Genomic DNA, 17,699 nt, shown 5'->3' on the forward strand with positions numbered 1-17,699 from the left:
TATACTCAAATCAAGTCGTTTTTTGCTGATTAAACCACAATCTACGGAAGCTGATCGCCAAAAGAATTAAAATGCAACTTTCGAAATTCATGGGTAAAACCAAAAGTCAAATCGAGTCCCTCATATTTTGTTAGGATAAGCGCAGAATAAAACTGTATTTTTGAACGTTTTTATCAATGCTAACTTTTTCTGGATTGAAGTCCCATATTTTAAATAAATTTTTGATTATTGCCCTCGTCGCGCTGCTCAGTTCTTGCGATGTGATGAAGCGTGTGGGCAAAGAGCAACATTTACTGGTGGACAACACGATTTTGGTTGACGGTAAAAAAACAAGTAACGAGACAACAAATAGCCTCCTTTACCAAAAGCCAAACGGGCGTTTGCCATTATTGGGCGCACCTTTACGCCTTCATATTTATAATTTGGCGCGTCCCAATATCGATTCCATCATACAAGCCAAGGTGCTGGACCATCCTAAAAAAGTGGCCTGGAAAACCAAAGTGCTTTCCGAGAAACAATTCTTAAAAGAGCTGCAATCCCGCAAGAATTTCAACAATTGGCTCAAAAAAACCGGCGAAGCCCCAGTGATCTACGATGAGAAGCGTGCCGAAAAAACAAGCACGCAGCTTCGTAAATACTATTTTAGCAAAGGGTGGTTCAATGCCAGCAGCGCATTTGAAGTTGATAAAGACAGTAGCCAAAAAGCAAGGGTGACCTACAAAGTCACCAAGGGCGTTCCCTACGTTCTGGATTCCATAAGCTCCTATATCGCCACCCCTAGCATTGATTCTCTATACAATGCTAGCTTATCGGGCAACTCCTTAATCAAAAAAGGACAGCAATATGATGCTGTCAATTATAGCAAAGAACGGGACCGATTGACAGAACGCCTGCGCAATTCTGGCTACTATCATTTTGCCCAAGATTACATCTCTTTTGATCTGGACACCATCAACACCAATAACAAGGTTCATACAGAACTCATCATTGCCAATCGTGCCATTAGAACAGTGGATTCCATTATTCGCAGACCCTTCAAGACCTACAAGGTCAAGGAAGTCAATATTTTTACCGACTACTCCTATGAAAATCGAGCCTTGCCCATAAGCGACTCCGTTCAATTTAAAAATTACAATCTGTATAGTTACGATAAGTTGAAATTTAGGCCAAAAGCCATTACCGATGCAATTTTCATTACTAAAGATGCACTGTTTAGAGATTTAGACCGCAGTAGAACCTATAGATATCTTAGTGAGCTGAGGGCTTTTAGGTATCCAAATATCGAATATATAGAAAACGAGCAAGATTCTTCCCTAACCGCAAATGTGTATTTGATACCACGGAAAAAATTTGAACTCAACTCCAGCTTTGAAGTATCACAGAGCAACATTCAAACAGTAGGTTTTGCCTTTAGTGGTGGGCTGTCCATTAGAAACATCTTTAGAGGGGCAGAAACTTTAGAGATTTCGGCATTAGGCGCCATTGGCTCATCTGTGGATGCCAATAATAACTCCAATCAATTTTTTGACATTAACGAGCTTGGCGCGAACATTCGGTTGATCATCCCCAGATTCTTTTTGCCTTTCAATACCGAGGAGATCATCCCTAAATTCATGTCGCCAGGCACGCGCGTCAATCTTAGTGCAACAAGCCAAACCAATATTGGGTTGGATAAACAGAGTTTTACGGGAACCCTGAATTACAATTGGTATCCTTCAAATGAAGTGACCAATAATCTGGATCTGTTCAACATACAGTTTGTGAAAAACCTCAATGTGGGCAATTATTTCAGGGTTTACAATAACTCCTATGAGTCGCTCAATACCATTGCAAGGCGTGCCAATTACATACCCGACGATCTGGAATTGGGTTATCCCGAAGGCGCCGATATTTTTATTTCTGAAGTGATCAATAACAATACCTCCTTACAACCTACCAACCCAGATTTTATCAACGTCAACAACATTAAACAACGTAAAGACCGCCTTACGGAAGATAACCTCATCATCTCCTCTAGTTTTAATTACATTAAGGACAGGCGGGAAAACCTCTACGATAGGAATTTTTCAATATTGAGAGGACGCGTGGAACTGGCAGGGAATCTCTTGGCAAGTCTATCTGGTGTGTTTGATCTTAGTGCAAACAACAACGGTCAATCCACAGTGTTTGGCGTGCCCTTTTCCCAATTCACAAAGTTGGAGTTGGATTATGTGAAACACTGGGATCTTGGCAATAAAAGTGAATTTGCGATTCGCAGTTTCTTTGGTATTGCCATCCCCTATGGCAACTCCACCAACATTCCGTTCCCAAGAAGTTTTTTTGGAGGTGGCCCCAATGATATTAGAGCTTGGAGCGCTTACAATCTGGGGCCAGGCAGTTCTCAATCTACCGATGAGTTTAACGAGGCCAATATGAAAATCACATTGAGTGCCGAACAGCGTTTCAATATTCTAGGACGTTTTTATGGGGCTGCTTTTGTAGATGCGGGCAATATCTGGAATGTTTTTGACGATGTCAACGAAGATGCCAGAACCTTTGATAGTTTCGGTTCTCTCAAGGATATGGCCATTGGCTCTGGATTTGGCGTACGTTATGATTTTAGTTTTTTTGTGCTGCGCTTTGATGTTGGTTTCAAGACTTATGATCCTTCAAGAGCGCTGGGCAGCAGATGGTTCAAGGATTACAATTTTAAGAATGCCGTCTATAATATTGGGATAAACTACCCATTCTAATCCTTCAATCTTAAAAAATCACAATAAGGTTTGCGATCTAAAATAAGCTTTGAAACTCTTAAAAGCCTAAGATAATACTCAAATTTTACGTATTTTTGAATTCTAATTTCAACAAAAACAGATTATGAGCCACAGTATAAAAGCAGGAGTTGCCACAGGAAAGGAAGTTCAAGCGATTTTTGAACACGCCAAGAAAAATAATTATGCTTTACCAGCAGTCAATGTTATAGGATCCAATACCATTAATGCCGTTTTAGAGACCGCAAAATCCTTGAATGCACCAGTAATCATTCAGTTTTCCAATGGTGGTGCGCAGTTTAACGCAGGTAAGAGTTTGAGCAATGACCAGCAGAAGTCTGCCATTGCAGGCGCCATTGCTGGTGCAAAACATGTGCATTTAATGGCAGATGCCTATGGCGTGCCCGTGATTTTACATACCGATCACTGCGCCAAAAAATTGTTGCCATGGATTGACGGTTTACTCGATGCAAGCGAACAGCATTTCAAGGAAACCGGCAAACCGCTTTATAGCTCACACATGTTAGATCTTTCTGAAGAGCCCATTGAAGAAAACATCGCGATTTGCAAAGAGTATCTGTCCCGAATGAGCAAAATGGGCATGACTTTGGAAATTGAACTTGGCATCACAGGTGGCGAGGAAGATGGCGTTGATAATACCGATGTTGACGATTCAAAATTATACACCCAACCCGAAGAGGTGGCTTATGCCTATGAGGAGTTGAGCAAGATAAGTGACCAATTTACCATTGCAGCAGCTTTTGGTAATGTGCACGGGGTTTACAAGCCAGGCAACGTGAAATTGACCCCTAAAATCCTTAAAAATTCTCAAGAGTTTCTCTCTAAAAAACACAATTTGCCACACAATCATATCGACTTTGTGTTTCATGGCGGTTCTGGTTCTACAGTAGAAGAAATCAAGGAAGCCATTGGTTATGGTGTGATCAAGATGAATATTGATACCGATATGCAATATGCTTTCCTATCTGGTGTGCGCGATTACATTCAAGATAAAAAAGACTTTTTACAGACCCAGATTGGCAATCCAGATGGCGATGATGTGCCAAATAAAAAATATTACGATCCAAGAGTCTGGTTGCGTAAAGGTGAGGATGCCTTTGTTGAGCGTCTCAAAAAAGCTTTCGAAGACCTTAATAACGTTAATACTTTATAATACACAGGTTTTTTAGTTTTTTCATTATGGGTTTTATAAATCTAAAATCGTAAATCTAAAAATCGTAATTCAGAATATATGTCTTGGTTTAAAAGAAAAGAAAAAGGAATCACTACCACCACCTCAGAGAAAAAGGACACCCCAAAAGGGCTATGGTACAAATCTCCAACAGGCAAGATCATTGACACCGATGAACTAGAGGCCAACTTTTATGTGAGTCCAGAAGATGACTATCACGTAAGAATTGGGAGCAACGAGTATTTCGAGATGCTATTTGATGAGAATAAATTCAAGGAGTTTGATGCTAATTTAACCTCCAAGGATCCGCTCAACTTTGAGGACACCAAAAAATATCCAGACCGGCTTAAAGCTGCCCAGGAAAAAACCAAGCTAAAGGACGCCGTGCGCACCGCAGTTGGCAAATCCAAAGGCAGGGATTTGGTGGTGGCTTGTATGGATTTCGCTTTTATTGGTGGCTCCATGGGAAGCGTTGTAGGGGAGAAAATCACAAGGGCAGCAGATTATGCTTTAAAAAATGAGATTCCGTTTATGATCATTTCCAAATCTGGAGGTGCACGTATGATGGAAGCCGCGCTGTCTTTGATGCAACTTGCAAAAACTTCAGTAAAATTGGCCCAATTGGCAGATGCTGGGATACCTTACATCTCCTTATGTACCGATCCAACCACTGGTGGCACCACCGCCTCCTTTGCGATGCTGGGTGACATCAATATTAGTGAACCTGGCGCCTTGATTGGTTTTGCTGGCCCACGTGTGGTCAAGGATACCACAGGACAGGATTTACCAGATGGTTTTCAAACCTCGGAGTTTTTATTGGAACACGGGTTTTTGGATTTCATTACCCACCGTAAACATTTAAAGGACAAGGTCAATTTGTATCTCGATTTGATTACGAATCAACCGGTAAGAAAATAGAATTAATGAAAAAGCGAACTAAATACAGTTCGCTTTTTTTATGTATTCCGGAGACATTTTTCATTCAGCATTTTTTAGATACACAGAGAAGCAGGTGCCTTTCCCAAGTTCGCTCTCCACTTCTATCTTTCCGCCGATACTTTCAATATGGTTTTTTGTGATGAACAAACCAATGCCTCGGGAATCCTCATGATCGCTAAAGGTAGCATTCAAAGTAAATAGTTGATGGCCGTGTTTATCGAGGTCAATTCCTATACCATTGTCTTTAATATCTATAATGGCGTATGAATCTTCATAACGCGAACTAATTTCAATCTTTGGCAATCGGTCTTGGGACTTATATTTGATCGCATTGCTCAAAAAATTGAGTATGATGCTGTCTAAATAAGCGGCAATGGCGCGTACTTTTAAGCTTGTATCGACATTATTACTAATAACCACATCTTGTTTTCGGGCAATACCAGCCACATTATAGATGGCATGGTTGATATAATCATGGAGAGGAAGTGCCTTCAAATCCTTTTTTTGAGAGGATTGGACGGTTCTAATATCGTCTAAATGCGAAAGCGTTTCCTGCAGGTTCTTTACGGATTCCTTCCACATTAAAAAACTTTCATGTGCTACTATGGGTTTGCAATCTTCTTCAATAAAACCGGTTATTGAATCCAAATTACCCACATGCGTCCTAATATCATGGGTCGCTATATGGGCAAAATCATTGAGTGTTTTATTTTTATCCTGTATGATATCCATTAAAAGATTATGGTGCAGAGCAGCTTCCTTTTGAGCAGTAATATCGGTTATCTGTGAAATAAAATAACGCGGTTCCCCTACTTCATCCTTAAAAACAGAAACATTTATATGTCCCCAAACAATGGCCCCGTTTTTATGGAAGAAGCGTTTTTGAATTTGGTAACTATCGATCTCCCCAGATAGGATTTGGTTAAAATATTCCATATCCGACTCTAAATCATCACGATGCGTGATGTCTTGAAAGGTCATGCTATAAATCTCATTTTTGCTATACCCTAAGAGATCAACGATACTCGCATTTACTTTTAGCCATTTCCCTTTAGGGCTCACTATGGCAATACCCCCCTTGGCATAGTTGAATATATTTTCAAAAAGTTTTTCCTTTACGTGGCTAATTTCTTCTGGCATAGTGCTGTTAAGATAACAAATGATTTTCAAAACTACTTTTTAATCAGAAGCTTTGTCATCTTTTTCGGTATAAATCTTGACTCAAAAGAAATGATTCCATGCCCTTTAAATTTCAAATTAAACACTATATTTGCAGCTTGAAAGAACGACTTTCATTACCTACCCAACAAGAATTGGGTAATACATAAAAATCATTTACAATAATATTAGCATGTATTTAGATCAACAAGAAAAAGAGAACATTTTCAAAAAACACGGTAAGGACGTTAAGGACACAGGTTCTGCAGAAGGACAAATTGCCCTTTTCACCTACCGCATCAACCACTTGACAGGACACTTAAAAACCAATCGTAAAGATTACAATACAGAGCGTTCTTTGGTAAAATTAGTAGGAAAGCGCAGATCATTGCTAGACTACCTCACTAAAAAAGATGTCTTGAGATATCGTGCCATCGTTAAGGAGTTAGGATTGAGAAAATAGTCAATAATAAAAAACCACGCCTTAAAGCGTGGTTTTTTATTATATACGGGTCAACTCCCGCGATAGAGTTTAAATGTCGTCACTAATTAAGCATAGCCTGTGCACAACTTATTTTAGGCACAGGTATATTAGTTTTTCATTGGTCAAGGCATGATATGCCACACAACAACTACAACAACACAACCTGCCCGTCCAGTATGGCGGCGACCATTGTTTAACAGTTTTTATTGCGCATTTCGAAAAGCTCAATGGCCAATAGAAACAAGAATTAAAAAATAGTTATGATTCCAAAAACATTTAGAGAGGTCATTGACCTTGGCGATGGGAGAGAGATTTCCATCGAAACCGGAAAACTGGCAAAACAAGCTCATGGTAGCGTTGTGGTGCAATCAGGAAAATGTATGTTGCTTTGTACCGTAGTTTCTAACTACGAACAAAAAGATTTACCATTCTTACCATTAACAGTTGATTATCGCGAAAAATTTGCAGCAGCAGGACGTTATCCTGGTGGGTTTTTCAAAAGAGAAGCAAGACCAAGTGATGGTGAAGTATTGACCATGCGCTTAGTAGATCGCGTTTTACGTCCGTTATTCCCGAAAGATTACACTGCAGAAACGCAGGTAATGATTCAATTGATGTCTCATGACGATGATGTGATGCCAGAAGCTATGGCAGGTTTGGCCGCTTCCGCAGCGATCCAATTATCAGATTTTCCGTTTGAGTGCGCAATTTCCGAAGCCAGAGTTGGTCGTGTTAACGGCGAATTCGTGATCAATCCTACCAGAGCACAGTTGTTAGAGTCTGACATCGAAATGATGATTGGTGCCTCTGCAGATTCTGTGATGATGGTAGAAGGTGAAATGGACGAGATTTCTGAAGAGGACATGATAGAAGCCATTAAGTTCGCACATGAAGCTATCAAGTTGCAGATTGAAGCACAACATCGATTAGCAGATGCTTTCGGTAGAAAAGAAGTACGTGAGTACGACCGTGCTCCTGCAAATGAAGATTTAGCGAAACAGGTGCACGACATGGCTTATGATAAAGTCTATGCCGTGGCAAAAGCTGGTTCTTCTAAAAAAGAACGCACTGAGGCATTTGCCAACATAAAAGAAGAAGTAAAAGCATCATTCTCTGAAGAAGAATTAGAAGCGCATGGCGACTTAGTATCTGATTACTATAGAAAGGCTGAAAAAGCTGCAGTTCGTGACCTTACGCTTAACGAAGGTTTGCGTTTAGATGGTCGTAAGACCGACGAGATTAGACCAATTTGGTGTGAGATAGATTATCTACCATCGGTTCACGGGTCTGCCATTTTTACACGTGGCGAAACTCAGGCTTTAGCAACGGTAACCTTGGGAACTTCAAGAGATGCCAACCAGATAGACATGCCGTCGCAAGAAGGTGAAGAGCGTTTCTATTTACATTATAACTTCCCTCCTTTTTGTACAGGTGAAGCCAGACCAATTCGTGGCACTTCCCGTCGTGAGGTAGGTCATGGTAATTTGGCGCAACGTGCTTTAAAAGGTATGGTGCCAGACGAATGTCCTTACACGGTAAGAGTTGTTTCTGAAGTATTGGAATCCAACGGTTCTTCTTCTATGGCAACCGTTTGTGCAGGTACAATGGCTTTGATGGATGCTGGGGTACAGTTGAAAAAACCAGTTTCTGGTATTGCCATGGGATTGATTTCTGATGGTGACTCCGGAAAATACGCAGTGTTATCTGATATTTTAGGTGATGAAGATCATTTAGGGGATATGGACTTTAAAGTCACAGGTACTGCCGATGGAATTACCGCTTGCCAAATGGATATCAAGGTCAAAGGATTATCTTATGAAATCTTAGTGAACGCCCTCAAACAAGCGCGTGACGGAAGATTGCATATCCTTGAGAAATTGACCGATACCATCGCGCAACCAAATGCAGATGTGAAAGCTTATGCGCCTAAAATGGTTACCAGAAGAATTCCTAACGAATTTATTGGTGCAATGATTGGACCTGGCGGAAAAGTGATTCAAGAATTACAGAAAGAAACCGGAACCACTATTGTGATCAACGAAGATCCAGTGACTGAGGAAGGTATTATTGAAATCTTGGGTACAGATCAAGAAGGAATTGATAAGGTTTTGGCCAAAATTGATTCTGTATTGTTCAAGCCTCAAGTTGGTAGCGTTTACGAAGTAAAAGTGATCAAGATGTTAGATTTTGGAGCCGTCGTGGAATATATGGATGCCCCAGGAAACGAAGTCTTATTGCACGTGAGCGAACTCGCTTGGGAGCGTACCGAAAATGTATCGGACGTTGTGAACATGGGCGATGTCTTTGATGTGAAGTATTTTGGATTGGATAAGCGAACCCGAAAGGAAAAAGTTTCCCGTAAGGCCATCATGCCAAAACCAGAAGGCTTTGTTGAAAGACCTCCTAGAGACAGCAGAGACAGTCGTGACAATAACAGAAGCGGCGGACGTGATAACCGCGGATCTCGTGACAACAGAGGCCGTGACGATCGCAGAGACGATAGAAAACCAAGAGAAGATAAGAAAGACGATTAATTTCTAATTTCTTTAGTTCATAGTATTCCAAACCTGTCAGGGTTTTAAAACCCTGACAGGTTTTTTTATTCGCATAGATTTCTAACACAATAAATAGGATGTTTTCGGGTCTGTGATAACATGACTTTAAAGAAATAAAATCATGACTCACCTAGTAAACGGAACAGGTCTTCGAGACCTATTCCGTTTTTTTATCTAAAACCATTCTTATCAATACCAATGCCGATGTTGCCCCTCGCGATCGCAAAGGCAATCCTCATATCCCATTCTCAGCCTTTTTACCTAAATTATGAAAGCAGCAACATCTAATCGGGCACTTGGTATGGATTGTTAGCAGGCAACCCCAACAATGGCTCAGACCTAACTCAAACCTTCAAGGGCTTTGAGACCTTGCCCCCTGAGTTTAGCTCCAAATGCTTTCTGCGACAATCATAAATTAAGCAAAATCTCTATTTCTAAAAACCAACTTCTATATATGTTTAAACTATTGACAATTAGTGTTTACCGTATTTATTCCGGTTATAAAGTGACTAAAAATTAGGTCCTATTGTAAAAAACAAACTGCTAAATAAAACTTAAAAAAAGTCTAGATGCGAGCTTGGTGCGTAACTATAATTACAAATCTAAAAAACGATCATGAACAACGACATATCACCTTCAAACGAATCCTCACACACAAATCACAGCAGCCAAACCTCCAAACCCAAATCCTTAAAATCCTTTTTTCAGAAAAACAAAGCGTCCAACAAAATCACCACACCTTGGGGAATTACCGTATTGTTGTGTACCTTTCTATTGATGGTGGGATCTCTGTTTTTGGTGTTCAGCCTTCAAAGTGACTTTGAGCAATTTAATCTTGAGCGCTTGAACTCCGTTTGGGGCTATAGCTTTATGGCAGTTGCCACAGGCCTATTTGCCTATAAAGCCCTGTTCTTTATGTACATGTTTTATAAATACTTCAAATATAAGGCAGTAGATTCGGTTAGCGACGAAAAATTGCCAACCTGTACCATCATTGTCCCTGCTTATAATGAAAGCAGACAGGTTTATGACACCTTGGTTAGTTTGGCAAAAAGTGATTACCCTAAAGATAAAATCCAAATATTATCCATTGATGATGGTAGCTTAGATGATACATGGACTTGGATGCTTGAGGCCAAGAAGCGTTTGGGAGACCGTTTGCAAATCATGCAACAAGCAAAAAATCAAGGGAAGCGTCATGCACTCTACCGTGGCTTCAATATGGGAACCGGAGAGATCTTCGTTACCGTAGATAGCGACTCCATTGTAAAACCCGATACATTGAGAAACTTGGTAAGCCCATTTGTTGACAATGAAGATTGCGGTGCAGTTGCTGGTAACATCAGGGTTTTGAACAATAAAAAGGCTTTATTACCAAGAATGTTGGATGTGAGCTTTGTATTGAGTTTTGAATTTGTACGCTCTGCGGAAAGTGCGCTCAAATCTGTATTGTGTACCCCAGGCGCTTTGGCGGCTTACCGAAGTACCGCCGTTTATAAATGCTTACCAGAATGGATCAACCAAACCTTTATGGGTCAAGCGTCGGACATTGGCGAAGATCGCGCCATGACCAACATGATTTTAAAGCAAGGTAAACACGTCTTATTTCAACGCAATGCTGTGGCTTATACCAATGTGCCGGAGCAGTACCGCGGACTCTATAAAATGTTCATTAGATGGGGACGAAGCAATGTACGTGAGAATCTTGAAATGTCTAAATACGTCTTTACCAATTTTAGGGAGGGCAGCAAATTGGGCACCCGGCTGTTATTTATTGGCCAGTTCTCAAAAATTGTGATGAGTTATCCGTTTATGGTCTTCATGTTGTTCTTCGTGTTGATGCACCCAATACTGTTTATTACTTCAACCTTAGTGAGCATCTTGATCTTGTCTACGTTTTCGGTTGTGTTTTACTCCAAACATTACGAGATTTCTGAAGCCTTTTGGGCCTACTCCTACAGTATTCTATATACATTTGGCTTGTTCTGGATTACCCCATACGCCATTGCCACGGCTAGTAGAAGCGGTTGGTTGACCCGGGGATTGGCAGAGAAGAAGTAAAAAAAAATGGAGGCTAGACCGCTTTGCTTCTAGAGGCTAGAGTCTAGACGCTAGATGCTAGATGCTAGATGCTAGAATCTAGACGTTAGATGTTAGACTCTGTTTGCTGGATGCTTAATTAAGCATAAAAAATCATTGTGCTACTAAAGTCATTATAATTCAATTGAAAAGACCCTTTCTCTCATTTCGAGGAAGGGTCTTTAGTTTTTTATGAGGTATTGCAGTTAATTTTCAGTCTCTCAACATCCTTTCGGAAGGATTAGAAACAATACATAAGTTCGGGGATATGTACCTCAGCCAGATAGTTCCTCGTAGTTTAGCTTCATATTTAGTCGGAAGGTATTGTAACTCATAGCATGAAATCCATTGCTCACTGCGAAAATCGGGGGGCCGTTTATGCTTGACATGACCAACTCTAGATTCACCACAGAAAGCTTCGCAGGATAAACCTCTTAAATTTTAAAACCCATCGAACATCATCGCGCTATTGTCTGAAAGGTCTTTTTGGTTCCAAAAAACAGAAAATCCTTCTGTTGGATAAGGATGTTAGGTATTAAACCGCATTGCTGCATGGCTCCGCTTTACCTCTGCTAGGCTCTAAACCATTAAATCCTTCCGAAGAAAAAACTGAAGCCTTCCTTATAAGAGCAGCACCAGGATTGGGACTCAAATTCATCGTATCGCCAAAATGCAAGTATCTGATTCTGAATAATTTTTAGTGTTTAGACAAATGCTTCCGCCGACAAATTATCACAAAAACAGACATCCTGTCACATGCGTGCGCGAAATGGCACGTCGCAACATTTCCAATACCGTAATTTTTCAGACAAATACTTAACAGAATCTTAATTTTTAGCCTTCAGATTGCCAAAACCTAAATAATACATTTTAAATTGATATCTTAGTAGTACCGTATAGTACTTGCAATACAAGGCTTGATTAACAATAATCAACATTTACAAAATAGAAGATATGAAAGTATTAGTAATAGGAGCAGGAAATATGGGATTGACCTATGCGGAAGGCATGGCAACTTCGCCACTGCTTAGCAAACATAAATTGAGAATTTACGATACCGATCCTAAAAAAATCAAATCCCTAAGAGCGGAAGGAATCTTCGACGTTTTTGAATCGCTTGAAGATTGTTTGCCAAAAGCAGATATCATTTTTGTAGCAGTAAAACCCTACCATTGTGAAGGACTGTTTGAGGAAATGAAACCAATGCTCAACGACCAGCAATTGATCGTGAGTCTCATGGCAGGCGTGACCCTTCAAACCATTCAAGACCAATTGAACATTGATAAAGTAGTTAGAACCATGCCAAATTTACCAGCACAAGTTGGTAAAGGCGTGACCTCTTATACTGCGTCTAAAGCGGTTTCCAAGGTAGAACTCATTATGGTGCGTAATCTTTTGGATACCACAGGAACATCCATCCACGTGGATACAGAGAATTTCATTGATGCCAGTACCGGGATATCCGGGAGTGGTCCGGCATACGTGTTTTACTTCATGCAATCCATGCTGGAAGCTGCATTGAAGATGGGCTTTTCAGATTACGATTCCAAAGTATTGGTTAGCAATACTTTTGAGGGCGCCATTGAACTTTTCAATCAAAATGACATCTCACCAAAGTCATGGATTGACAAAGTTGCATCCAAAGGCGGTACCACTCAAGCAGCCATTGATTCCATGGAAGACAACAACATCAAAGAACTCATCAAGGACGCAGCTTATGCCGCATTTGACAGAGCTGTAGAACTTGGAAAAAAATAATATGGAAACAAACAGAGTAGTCGTAAAAGTGGGAACGAATGTACTCACTAACAAGGATAATCGAATCATGGGTCCCATCTTGAAAGAGTTGGTGCGCCAAATATCAGTATTATATGAACGTGACATTATGGTAATCTTGGTCTCTTCCGGGTCTGCCATTGCGGGGAAAGAGGTTTTAGGAGAAACCAGCATCAAAGACCCCTCTACGCGCAGACAAGTCTATTCCGCAGTAGGTCAACCGCGCATGATGCGCCATTACTATAGCATTTTTCACGATTACGGTATGCGTTGCGCACAGGTTTTGGCAACCAAACGGGATTTTGATCCTGGGAAACATCGTGAGAACATGATCAATTGTTATGAGGGATTGCTTAGTGAAGGCATTATCCCCATTGCAAACGAAGATGATGCGACGTCTTTAACCATGTCCATGTTTTCGGATAATGACGAATTGGCCAGTTTGGTAGCCGAGCTATTGGATGCCGATCGCTTGATTATTCTATCAGATACCGATGGGCTTTACACTGGTCATCCAGATGATGTGAATTCCAGAAAACTCAATGAAGTCAAGGTCGATCAAGATGTAGAACAATACGTCAAGGCCTCCAACAAGAAAGAAGGCGAAGGACGTGGTGGCATGGCCTCGAAATTAAAGATTGCCAAAGGCACTGCCAGTAAAAATATCCCAACCTATATCGCCAATGGCAAACGTCCCAATGTGATTGTGGACATTATAGACAATAAAGATATCGGGACGAAATTTATCAATTGATATCCCTGTAAAAAGACTGTTGCACATTGAGATACGTCAAGCTTCGCAACTTGAAGATAATATAAGTGGTTGCAATCATAAAGCGAGCAGTACGAGTCTTGAATTGATCCAACTATTTTGAAGCAGGATGAACACTACTCAAATTAGAAAATTATTTGAATTTTAGGTTCGCCATTCGTATTTCAATGCCCAACGGAAGTTAAATGAATTAAACACAAAAACAGATGAAACTTTTAGATACAAATATAAAGAACACCGTATTAGACTCCATGGTCGCCATTCTCGATAAAAATCGTGAATCCATTTTGAAAGCCAACCAGAAAGATTTGGATGCTTTTGATCGTGATGATCAAGCCTTATACGATCGCTTGGTGGTTAATGACGCCAAAATTGAAGGCATGATTACCGCCATCAAAGAAGTTAGGTCCCAAGAAGATCCAGTAGGCAAAGAAATTTCAGACCTTACCCTAGACAGCGGCTTGAAAATAACCAATAGAACCGCGCCTTTCGGAACCATCATGATCATTTATGAATCCCGACCCGATGTGACCATTGAGGCAGCTGTTTTGGCATTTAAGGCCAATAACAAGATTTTGCTCAAAGGTGGAAAAGAAGCGCTACAAAGTAATTTGGTGCTTGAAAAATGCTGGCATCAGGCTTTAGAGGAAAATGGTTTGTCTAAAGATTGGATTAGACTTTTACACCTCAAACGAGAGGAAACTCAGGAATTCCTGAAGAATCCAACCGAAAAAATAGATCTTATCGTGCCAAGAGGCGGCGAACGTCTCATCAAATTTGTAAAGGACAATGCCACTTGCGCCGTATTGATTAGTGGGCGAGGCAACAACTTTTTATATGTGGCCAAAGATGCCAACTGGGAGAAAACCTTGAAAGTGATCATCAATGCCAAAACTGAAAAAATCTCTGGCTGCAATGCCTTGGATAAGGTCTTGATCGATAAGCACATTCCTAATTATACTGAAAAAGTCAAGGAACTACAATCGGTTTTGAGCCATCTGAAGGTTGAATTGGTGGTTGATGATGCTATAGGAAATATTCTTCCGAAAGAAAATAAAATCACTTCCGAAGCCATTTGGTATGAAGAATTTCTTGCCATGAAACTGTTAATTGCAGAAGTTGATGGCGTTGACCAATCTATTGAGATGATCAATACCTATTCTGGTGGACACTCGGCCGTAATTATGACCGAAAATAAAGATTTAGCACAAAAATTCATGGAGCAAGTGGATAGCGCTGCGGTATACCATAATGCCTCTACCCGCTTTACGGATGGCGGACAAATGGGCGTTGGCGCTGAGCTGGCCATAAGCACCGATAAATTGCACCACAGAGGGCCGTTGGGCTTGAAACAACTGGTAACCAACAAATATTATGTGTTTGGTGATGGGCATGTGAGGGTTTAGTAGCACGTATTCATTTTAACTTTGGAATATTAGAGGATAGACTTGATTTTGACTAAATGAGTAGCAGTTTGCTGTTTAGTTGAATTTTCGAATGTTAGAGGATAGAAGCTAGAGGCTAGAGGATAGACTTGATTTTGACTAGATGAGGGGCAGTATGCTGTTCATTTGAATTTTCGAATGTTAGAGGGTAGAAGCTAGAGGTTGGAGGATAGACTTGATTGGGATTAAATGAGGAGCAGTGGGCTGTTCATTTGAGTTTTCGAATGTTAGAGGATAGAAGCTAGAGCTTAGAGGATAGACTTGATTGTGATTAAATGAGTAGCAATATGCTGTTGATTTGAATTTCCAAATGTTAGAGGATAGAAGCTAGAGGATAGAGGATAGAGGATAGACGTGATTGTGACTAGATGAGGGGCAGTATGCTGTTGATTTGAATTTCCGAATGTTAGAGGGTAGAAGCTAGAGGTTGGAGGATAGACTTGATTGGGATTAAATGAGGAGCAGTGTGCTGTTCATTTGAGTTTTCGAATATTAGAGGGTAGAAGCTAGAGGCTAGAGGATAGACTTGATTGTGACTAGATGAGGGGCTTTGTGCTGTTCACTTGGTACGGTTCTGGAATGGATCTGGAAATGCTAACTTCGATTGTATTCAGACTCAAATATTCTTTTTCAGATTCGTGATTTAGCTTGAGTACTCTTACTTTTTTTTTGATACATAAGGCGTATTGGGCAATTGATTTTAGAGGCTGTATAGGTCCTATTTTTTGCATGGAGTTATCTAGGGAGTATCCATGGCTTATCTATGGACATGGATTTGACGATAATCAGACTTTGTTTTTAGGGTTTTTGCTTTGAAATTATCTTATAGCAAATTTGTGAGATTGTTCATCCAATTATAAGTATTGCATTCATAATGTTCTCCTTTTCTATATGAAATATTATATCCATTGCAAAACCCCGTTTATTCCATAGAAAGCGGCGTAACTCCATTGCGGTTTTTTTTTATGACGTTGCAAAACTGCCGCTATTGCTACTTCTATAATCATTAGACTTTATATGGGATTCGATTTTAGATTTACTTGTGATAAGCATCCAGGCGAAACTTGTGCTGAAGGCTGTCGTTATATAGTCTTAGTCGCGTCCGATTTCAGAAATATAGTCCACACAGATCATCTACCGAGCTACATCCTGAGCCTTGTTAAGTTAAATACTCACAAATATTTGCATTTGTCATTTTTTTCATTAGATTACTAGCTATGATACATTCCGATAAAGAGAAATATTCCGACATTTTGAGCGATTCTGTCACGTATTTAGAGCAACGTGGTTATGAAAACATTAAGGCCGACATGGAAGGCTATGAGACCCCTAAATCCTACCACAAAAAAGGTAGCGATATTAATATCACCCCAGATATTGTAGCCACCAAGGAAGGGAGAAAGCACTACTTTGACATCAGTTTGAAGAGTGAAGAACCAAAATTATTGAAGTCCAAATGGTTGTTCCTAAACACCCTGACTTCAATGCGCTCCCAGAAATTCAGATTAATCACTACCCGTGGGCACTACAAGTTTACCAACGAAATGTTGGACGACATTAATCTGACCGATAAAAAATTAATTAAAATTTAATTTTCTTTTGATTTTTTGTAACTTTTTCAAGACTTGTTACGTATAACCATATGCAACAAACTTATGCCCTAATACACATTATTGAATGAGACAGTTAAAAATTACAAAGCAGGTCACGAATAGGGAAACTGCGTCGTTAGACAAGTATTTACAAGAAATTGGAAAAGTAGATTTAATCACCGCAGATGAGGAAGTGGAATTGGCACAACGCATCAAGGCTGGTGATCAAAGCGCTTTGGAAAAATTGACCAAAGCGAATTTGCGTTTTGTGGTTTCGGTAGCTAAACAATATCAGAATCAAGGCTTAACACTTCCAGATTTGATCAATGAAGGGAATCTTGGTTTGATTAAAGCGGCACAACGTTTTGATGAAACCCGTGGTTTCAAATTCATCTCCTATGCAGTATGGTGGATTCGTCAATCCATCTTGCAGGCCCTGGCCGAGCAATCGCGTATTGTGCGATTGCCTTTGAACAAGATTGGCTCCATCAACAAGATCAACAAAACCTTTGCTTTTTTAGAGCAAAGTCATGAGCGTCCGCCAAGTGCCGAGGAAATTGCCAAGGAGTTGGACATGACCATTAACGACGTTAAGGAGTCCATGAAAAATTCTGGGCGTCACGTATCCATGGATGCGCCTTTGGTAGAGGGAGAAGATTCCAACTTGTACGATGTATTGAGAAGTGGAGAATCTCCAAATCCAGATAAGGATTTGATGCACGAGTCCCTTCGCACAGAAATCGAGCGTGCTTTGGAAACCTTAACCCCAAGAGAAGCCGATGTGATTCGTTTGTATTTTGGTTTGGGCAATCAGCACCCAATGACTTTGGAAGAAATTGGAGAGACTTTTGATTTAACCAGAGAACGTGTTCGCCAGATTAAAGAAAAAGCCATTAGACGCTTAAAACACACTTCAAGAAGTAAAATATTAAAAACTTATTTAGGCTAGACCTAGTA

The 17,699-nt window shown here is 40.3% G+C and carries 12 protein-coding genes; 11 read left to right on the plus strand and 1 reads right to left on the minus strand.

What is annotated here, in order from left to right:
- Positions 1 to 221: 221 nt before the first annotated feature.
- The 3 genes from tamL (at position 222) to accD (ending at position 4,860) form a co-directional block, all read left to right on the plus strand.
- On the plus strand, positions 222 to 2,732 hold the full coding sequence (tamL, locus tag ESY88_RS08720) for a translocation and assembly module lipoprotein TamL (RefSeq protein ID WP_317128678.1): 2,511 nt from the start codon (positions 222 to 224) through the stop codon (positions 2,730 to 2,732).
- A gap of 124 nt (positions 2,733 to 2,856) precedes the next feature.
- Positions 2,857 to 3,924: a class II fructose-bisphosphate aldolase gene (fbaA, locus tag ESY88_RS08725; RefSeq protein WP_147086448.1), complete on the plus strand. Its 1,068-nt coding sequence runs from the start codon at positions 2,857 to 2,859 to the stop codon at positions 3,922 to 3,924.
- Positions 3,925 to 4,002: 78 nt separating this feature from the next.
- Positions 4,003 to 4,860, plus strand: a complete 858-nt coding sequence (gene accD, locus ESY88_RS08730; protein WP_147086447.1) for an acetyl-CoA carboxylase, carboxyltransferase subunit beta — start codon at positions 4,003 to 4,005, stop codon at positions 4,858 to 4,860.
- Between the two features lie 60 nt (positions 4,861 to 4,920).
- Here accD and ESY88_RS08735 read toward each other — a convergent pair whose 3' ends face one another.
- Positions 4,921 to 6,051 carry a sensor histidine kinase gene (locus ESY88_RS08735; protein ID WP_147129030.1) on the minus strand — a complete coding sequence of 377 codons (1,131 nt, stop codon included), beginning with the start codon at positions 6,049 to 6,051 and terminating at the stop codon, positions 4,921 to 4,923.
- A gap of 181 nt (positions 6,052 to 6,232) precedes the next feature.
- Between ESY88_RS08735 and rpsO the strand changes: the two genes are divergently transcribed.
- The 8 genes from rpsO to ESY88_RS08775 all read left to right on the plus strand — a co-directional run bounded on the left by rpsO (position 6,233) and on the right by ESY88_RS08775 (position 17,691).
- Positions 6,233 to 6,502: a 30S ribosomal protein S15 gene (gene rpsO / locus ESY88_RS08740; RefSeq protein WP_147086445.1), complete on the plus strand. Its 270-nt coding sequence runs from the start codon at positions 6,233 to 6,235 to the stop codon at positions 6,500 to 6,502.
- A gap of 281 nt (positions 6,503 to 6,783) precedes the next feature.
- Complete coding sequence (locus tag ESY88_RS08745) at positions 6,784 to 9,057, plus strand: polyribonucleotide nucleotidyltransferase (protein WP_147086444.1); 2,274 nt, start codon at positions 6,784 to 6,786, stop codon at positions 9,055 to 9,057.
- Positions 9,058 to 9,693: 636 nt separating this feature from the next.
- A complete protein-coding gene (locus tag ESY88_RS08750) occupies positions 9,694 to 11,139 on the plus strand; it encodes a glycosyltransferase (RefSeq protein ID WP_147086443.1) in 1,446 nt (481 codons plus the stop codon).
- Positions 11,140 to 12,111: 972 nt separating this feature from the next.
- Positions 12,112 to 12,915 carry a pyrroline-5-carboxylate reductase gene (proC, locus tag ESY88_RS08755; protein WP_147086442.1) on the plus strand — a complete coding sequence of 268 codons (804 nt, stop codon included), beginning with the start codon at positions 12,112 to 12,114 and terminating at the stop codon, positions 12,913 to 12,915.
- A 1-nt stretch (position 12,916) separates the two neighbouring features.
- Entirely contained in the window at positions 12,917 to 13,687 is a 771-nt protein-coding gene (gene proB, locus ESY88_RS08760; RefSeq protein WP_147086441.1) for a glutamate 5-kinase, read from the plus strand.
- Between the two features lie 224 nt (positions 13,688 to 13,911).
- Positions 13,912 to 15,111, plus strand: a complete 1,200-nt coding sequence (locus ESY88_RS08765; protein ID WP_147086440.1) for a glutamate-5-semialdehyde dehydrogenase — start codon at positions 13,912 to 13,914, stop codon at positions 15,109 to 15,111.
- A 1,256-nt stretch (positions 15,112 to 16,367) separates the two neighbouring features.
- Positions 16,368 to 16,742, plus strand: a complete 375-nt coding sequence (locus ESY88_RS08770) for a hypothetical protein (protein ID WP_147086439.1) — start codon at positions 16,368 to 16,370, stop codon at positions 16,740 to 16,742.
- Positions 16,743 to 16,827: 85 nt separating this feature from the next.
- A complete protein-coding gene (locus ESY88_RS08775) occupies positions 16,828 to 17,691 on the plus strand; it encodes a sigma-70 family RNA polymerase sigma factor (RefSeq protein WP_147086438.1) in 864 nt (287 codons plus the stop codon).
- Positions 17,692 to 17,699: the final 8 nt, after the last annotated feature.

It is taken from the genome of Subsaximicrobium wynnwilliamsii (genome assembly GCF_007997225.1).
Classification (GTDB): Bacteria; Bacteroidota; Bacteroidia; order Flavobacteriales; family Flavobacteriaceae; genus Psychroserpens; species Psychroserpens wynnwilliamsii.

What these genes read in the sequence shown, in the direction of transcription:
- fbaA (WP_147086448.1), top strand. Translation starts at nt 2,857, where the DNA reads ATGAGCCACAGTATAAAAGCAGGAGTTGCCACAGGAAAGGAAGTTCAA.
- accD (WP_147086447.1), top strand. Translation starts at nt 4,003, where the DNA reads ATGTCTTGGTTTAAAAGAAAAGAAAAAGGAATCACTACCACCACCTCA.
- rpsO (WP_147086445.1), top strand. Translation starts at nt 6,233, where the DNA reads ATGTATTTAGATCAACAAGAAAAAGAGAACATTTTCAAAAAACACGGT.
- ESY88_RS08745 (WP_147086444.1), top strand. Translation starts at nt 6,784, where the DNA reads ATGATTCCAAAAACATTTAGAGAGGTCATTGACCTTGGCGATGGGAGA.
- ESY88_RS08750 (WP_147086443.1), top strand. Translation starts at nt 9,694, where the DNA reads ATGAACAACGACATATCACCTTCAAACGAATCCTCACACACAAATCAC.
- proC (WP_147086442.1), top strand. Translation starts at nt 12,112, where the DNA reads ATGAAAGTATTAGTAATAGGAGCAGGAAATATGGGATTGACCTATGCG.
- proB (WP_147086441.1), top strand. Translation starts at nt 12,917, where the DNA reads ATGGAAACAAACAGAGTAGTCGTAAAAGTGGGAACGAATGTACTCACT.
- ESY88_RS08765 (WP_147086440.1), top strand. Translation starts at nt 13,912, where the DNA reads ATGAAACTTTTAGATACAAATATAAAGAACACCGTATTAGACTCCATG.
- ESY88_RS08770 (WP_147086439.1), top strand. Translation starts at nt 16,368, where the DNA reads ATGATACATTCCGATAAAGAGAAATATTCCGACATTTTGAGCGATTCT.
- ESY88_RS08775 (WP_147086438.1), top strand. Translation starts at nt 16,828, where the DNA reads ATGAGACAGTTAAAAATTACAAAGCAGGTCACGAATAGGGAAACTGCG.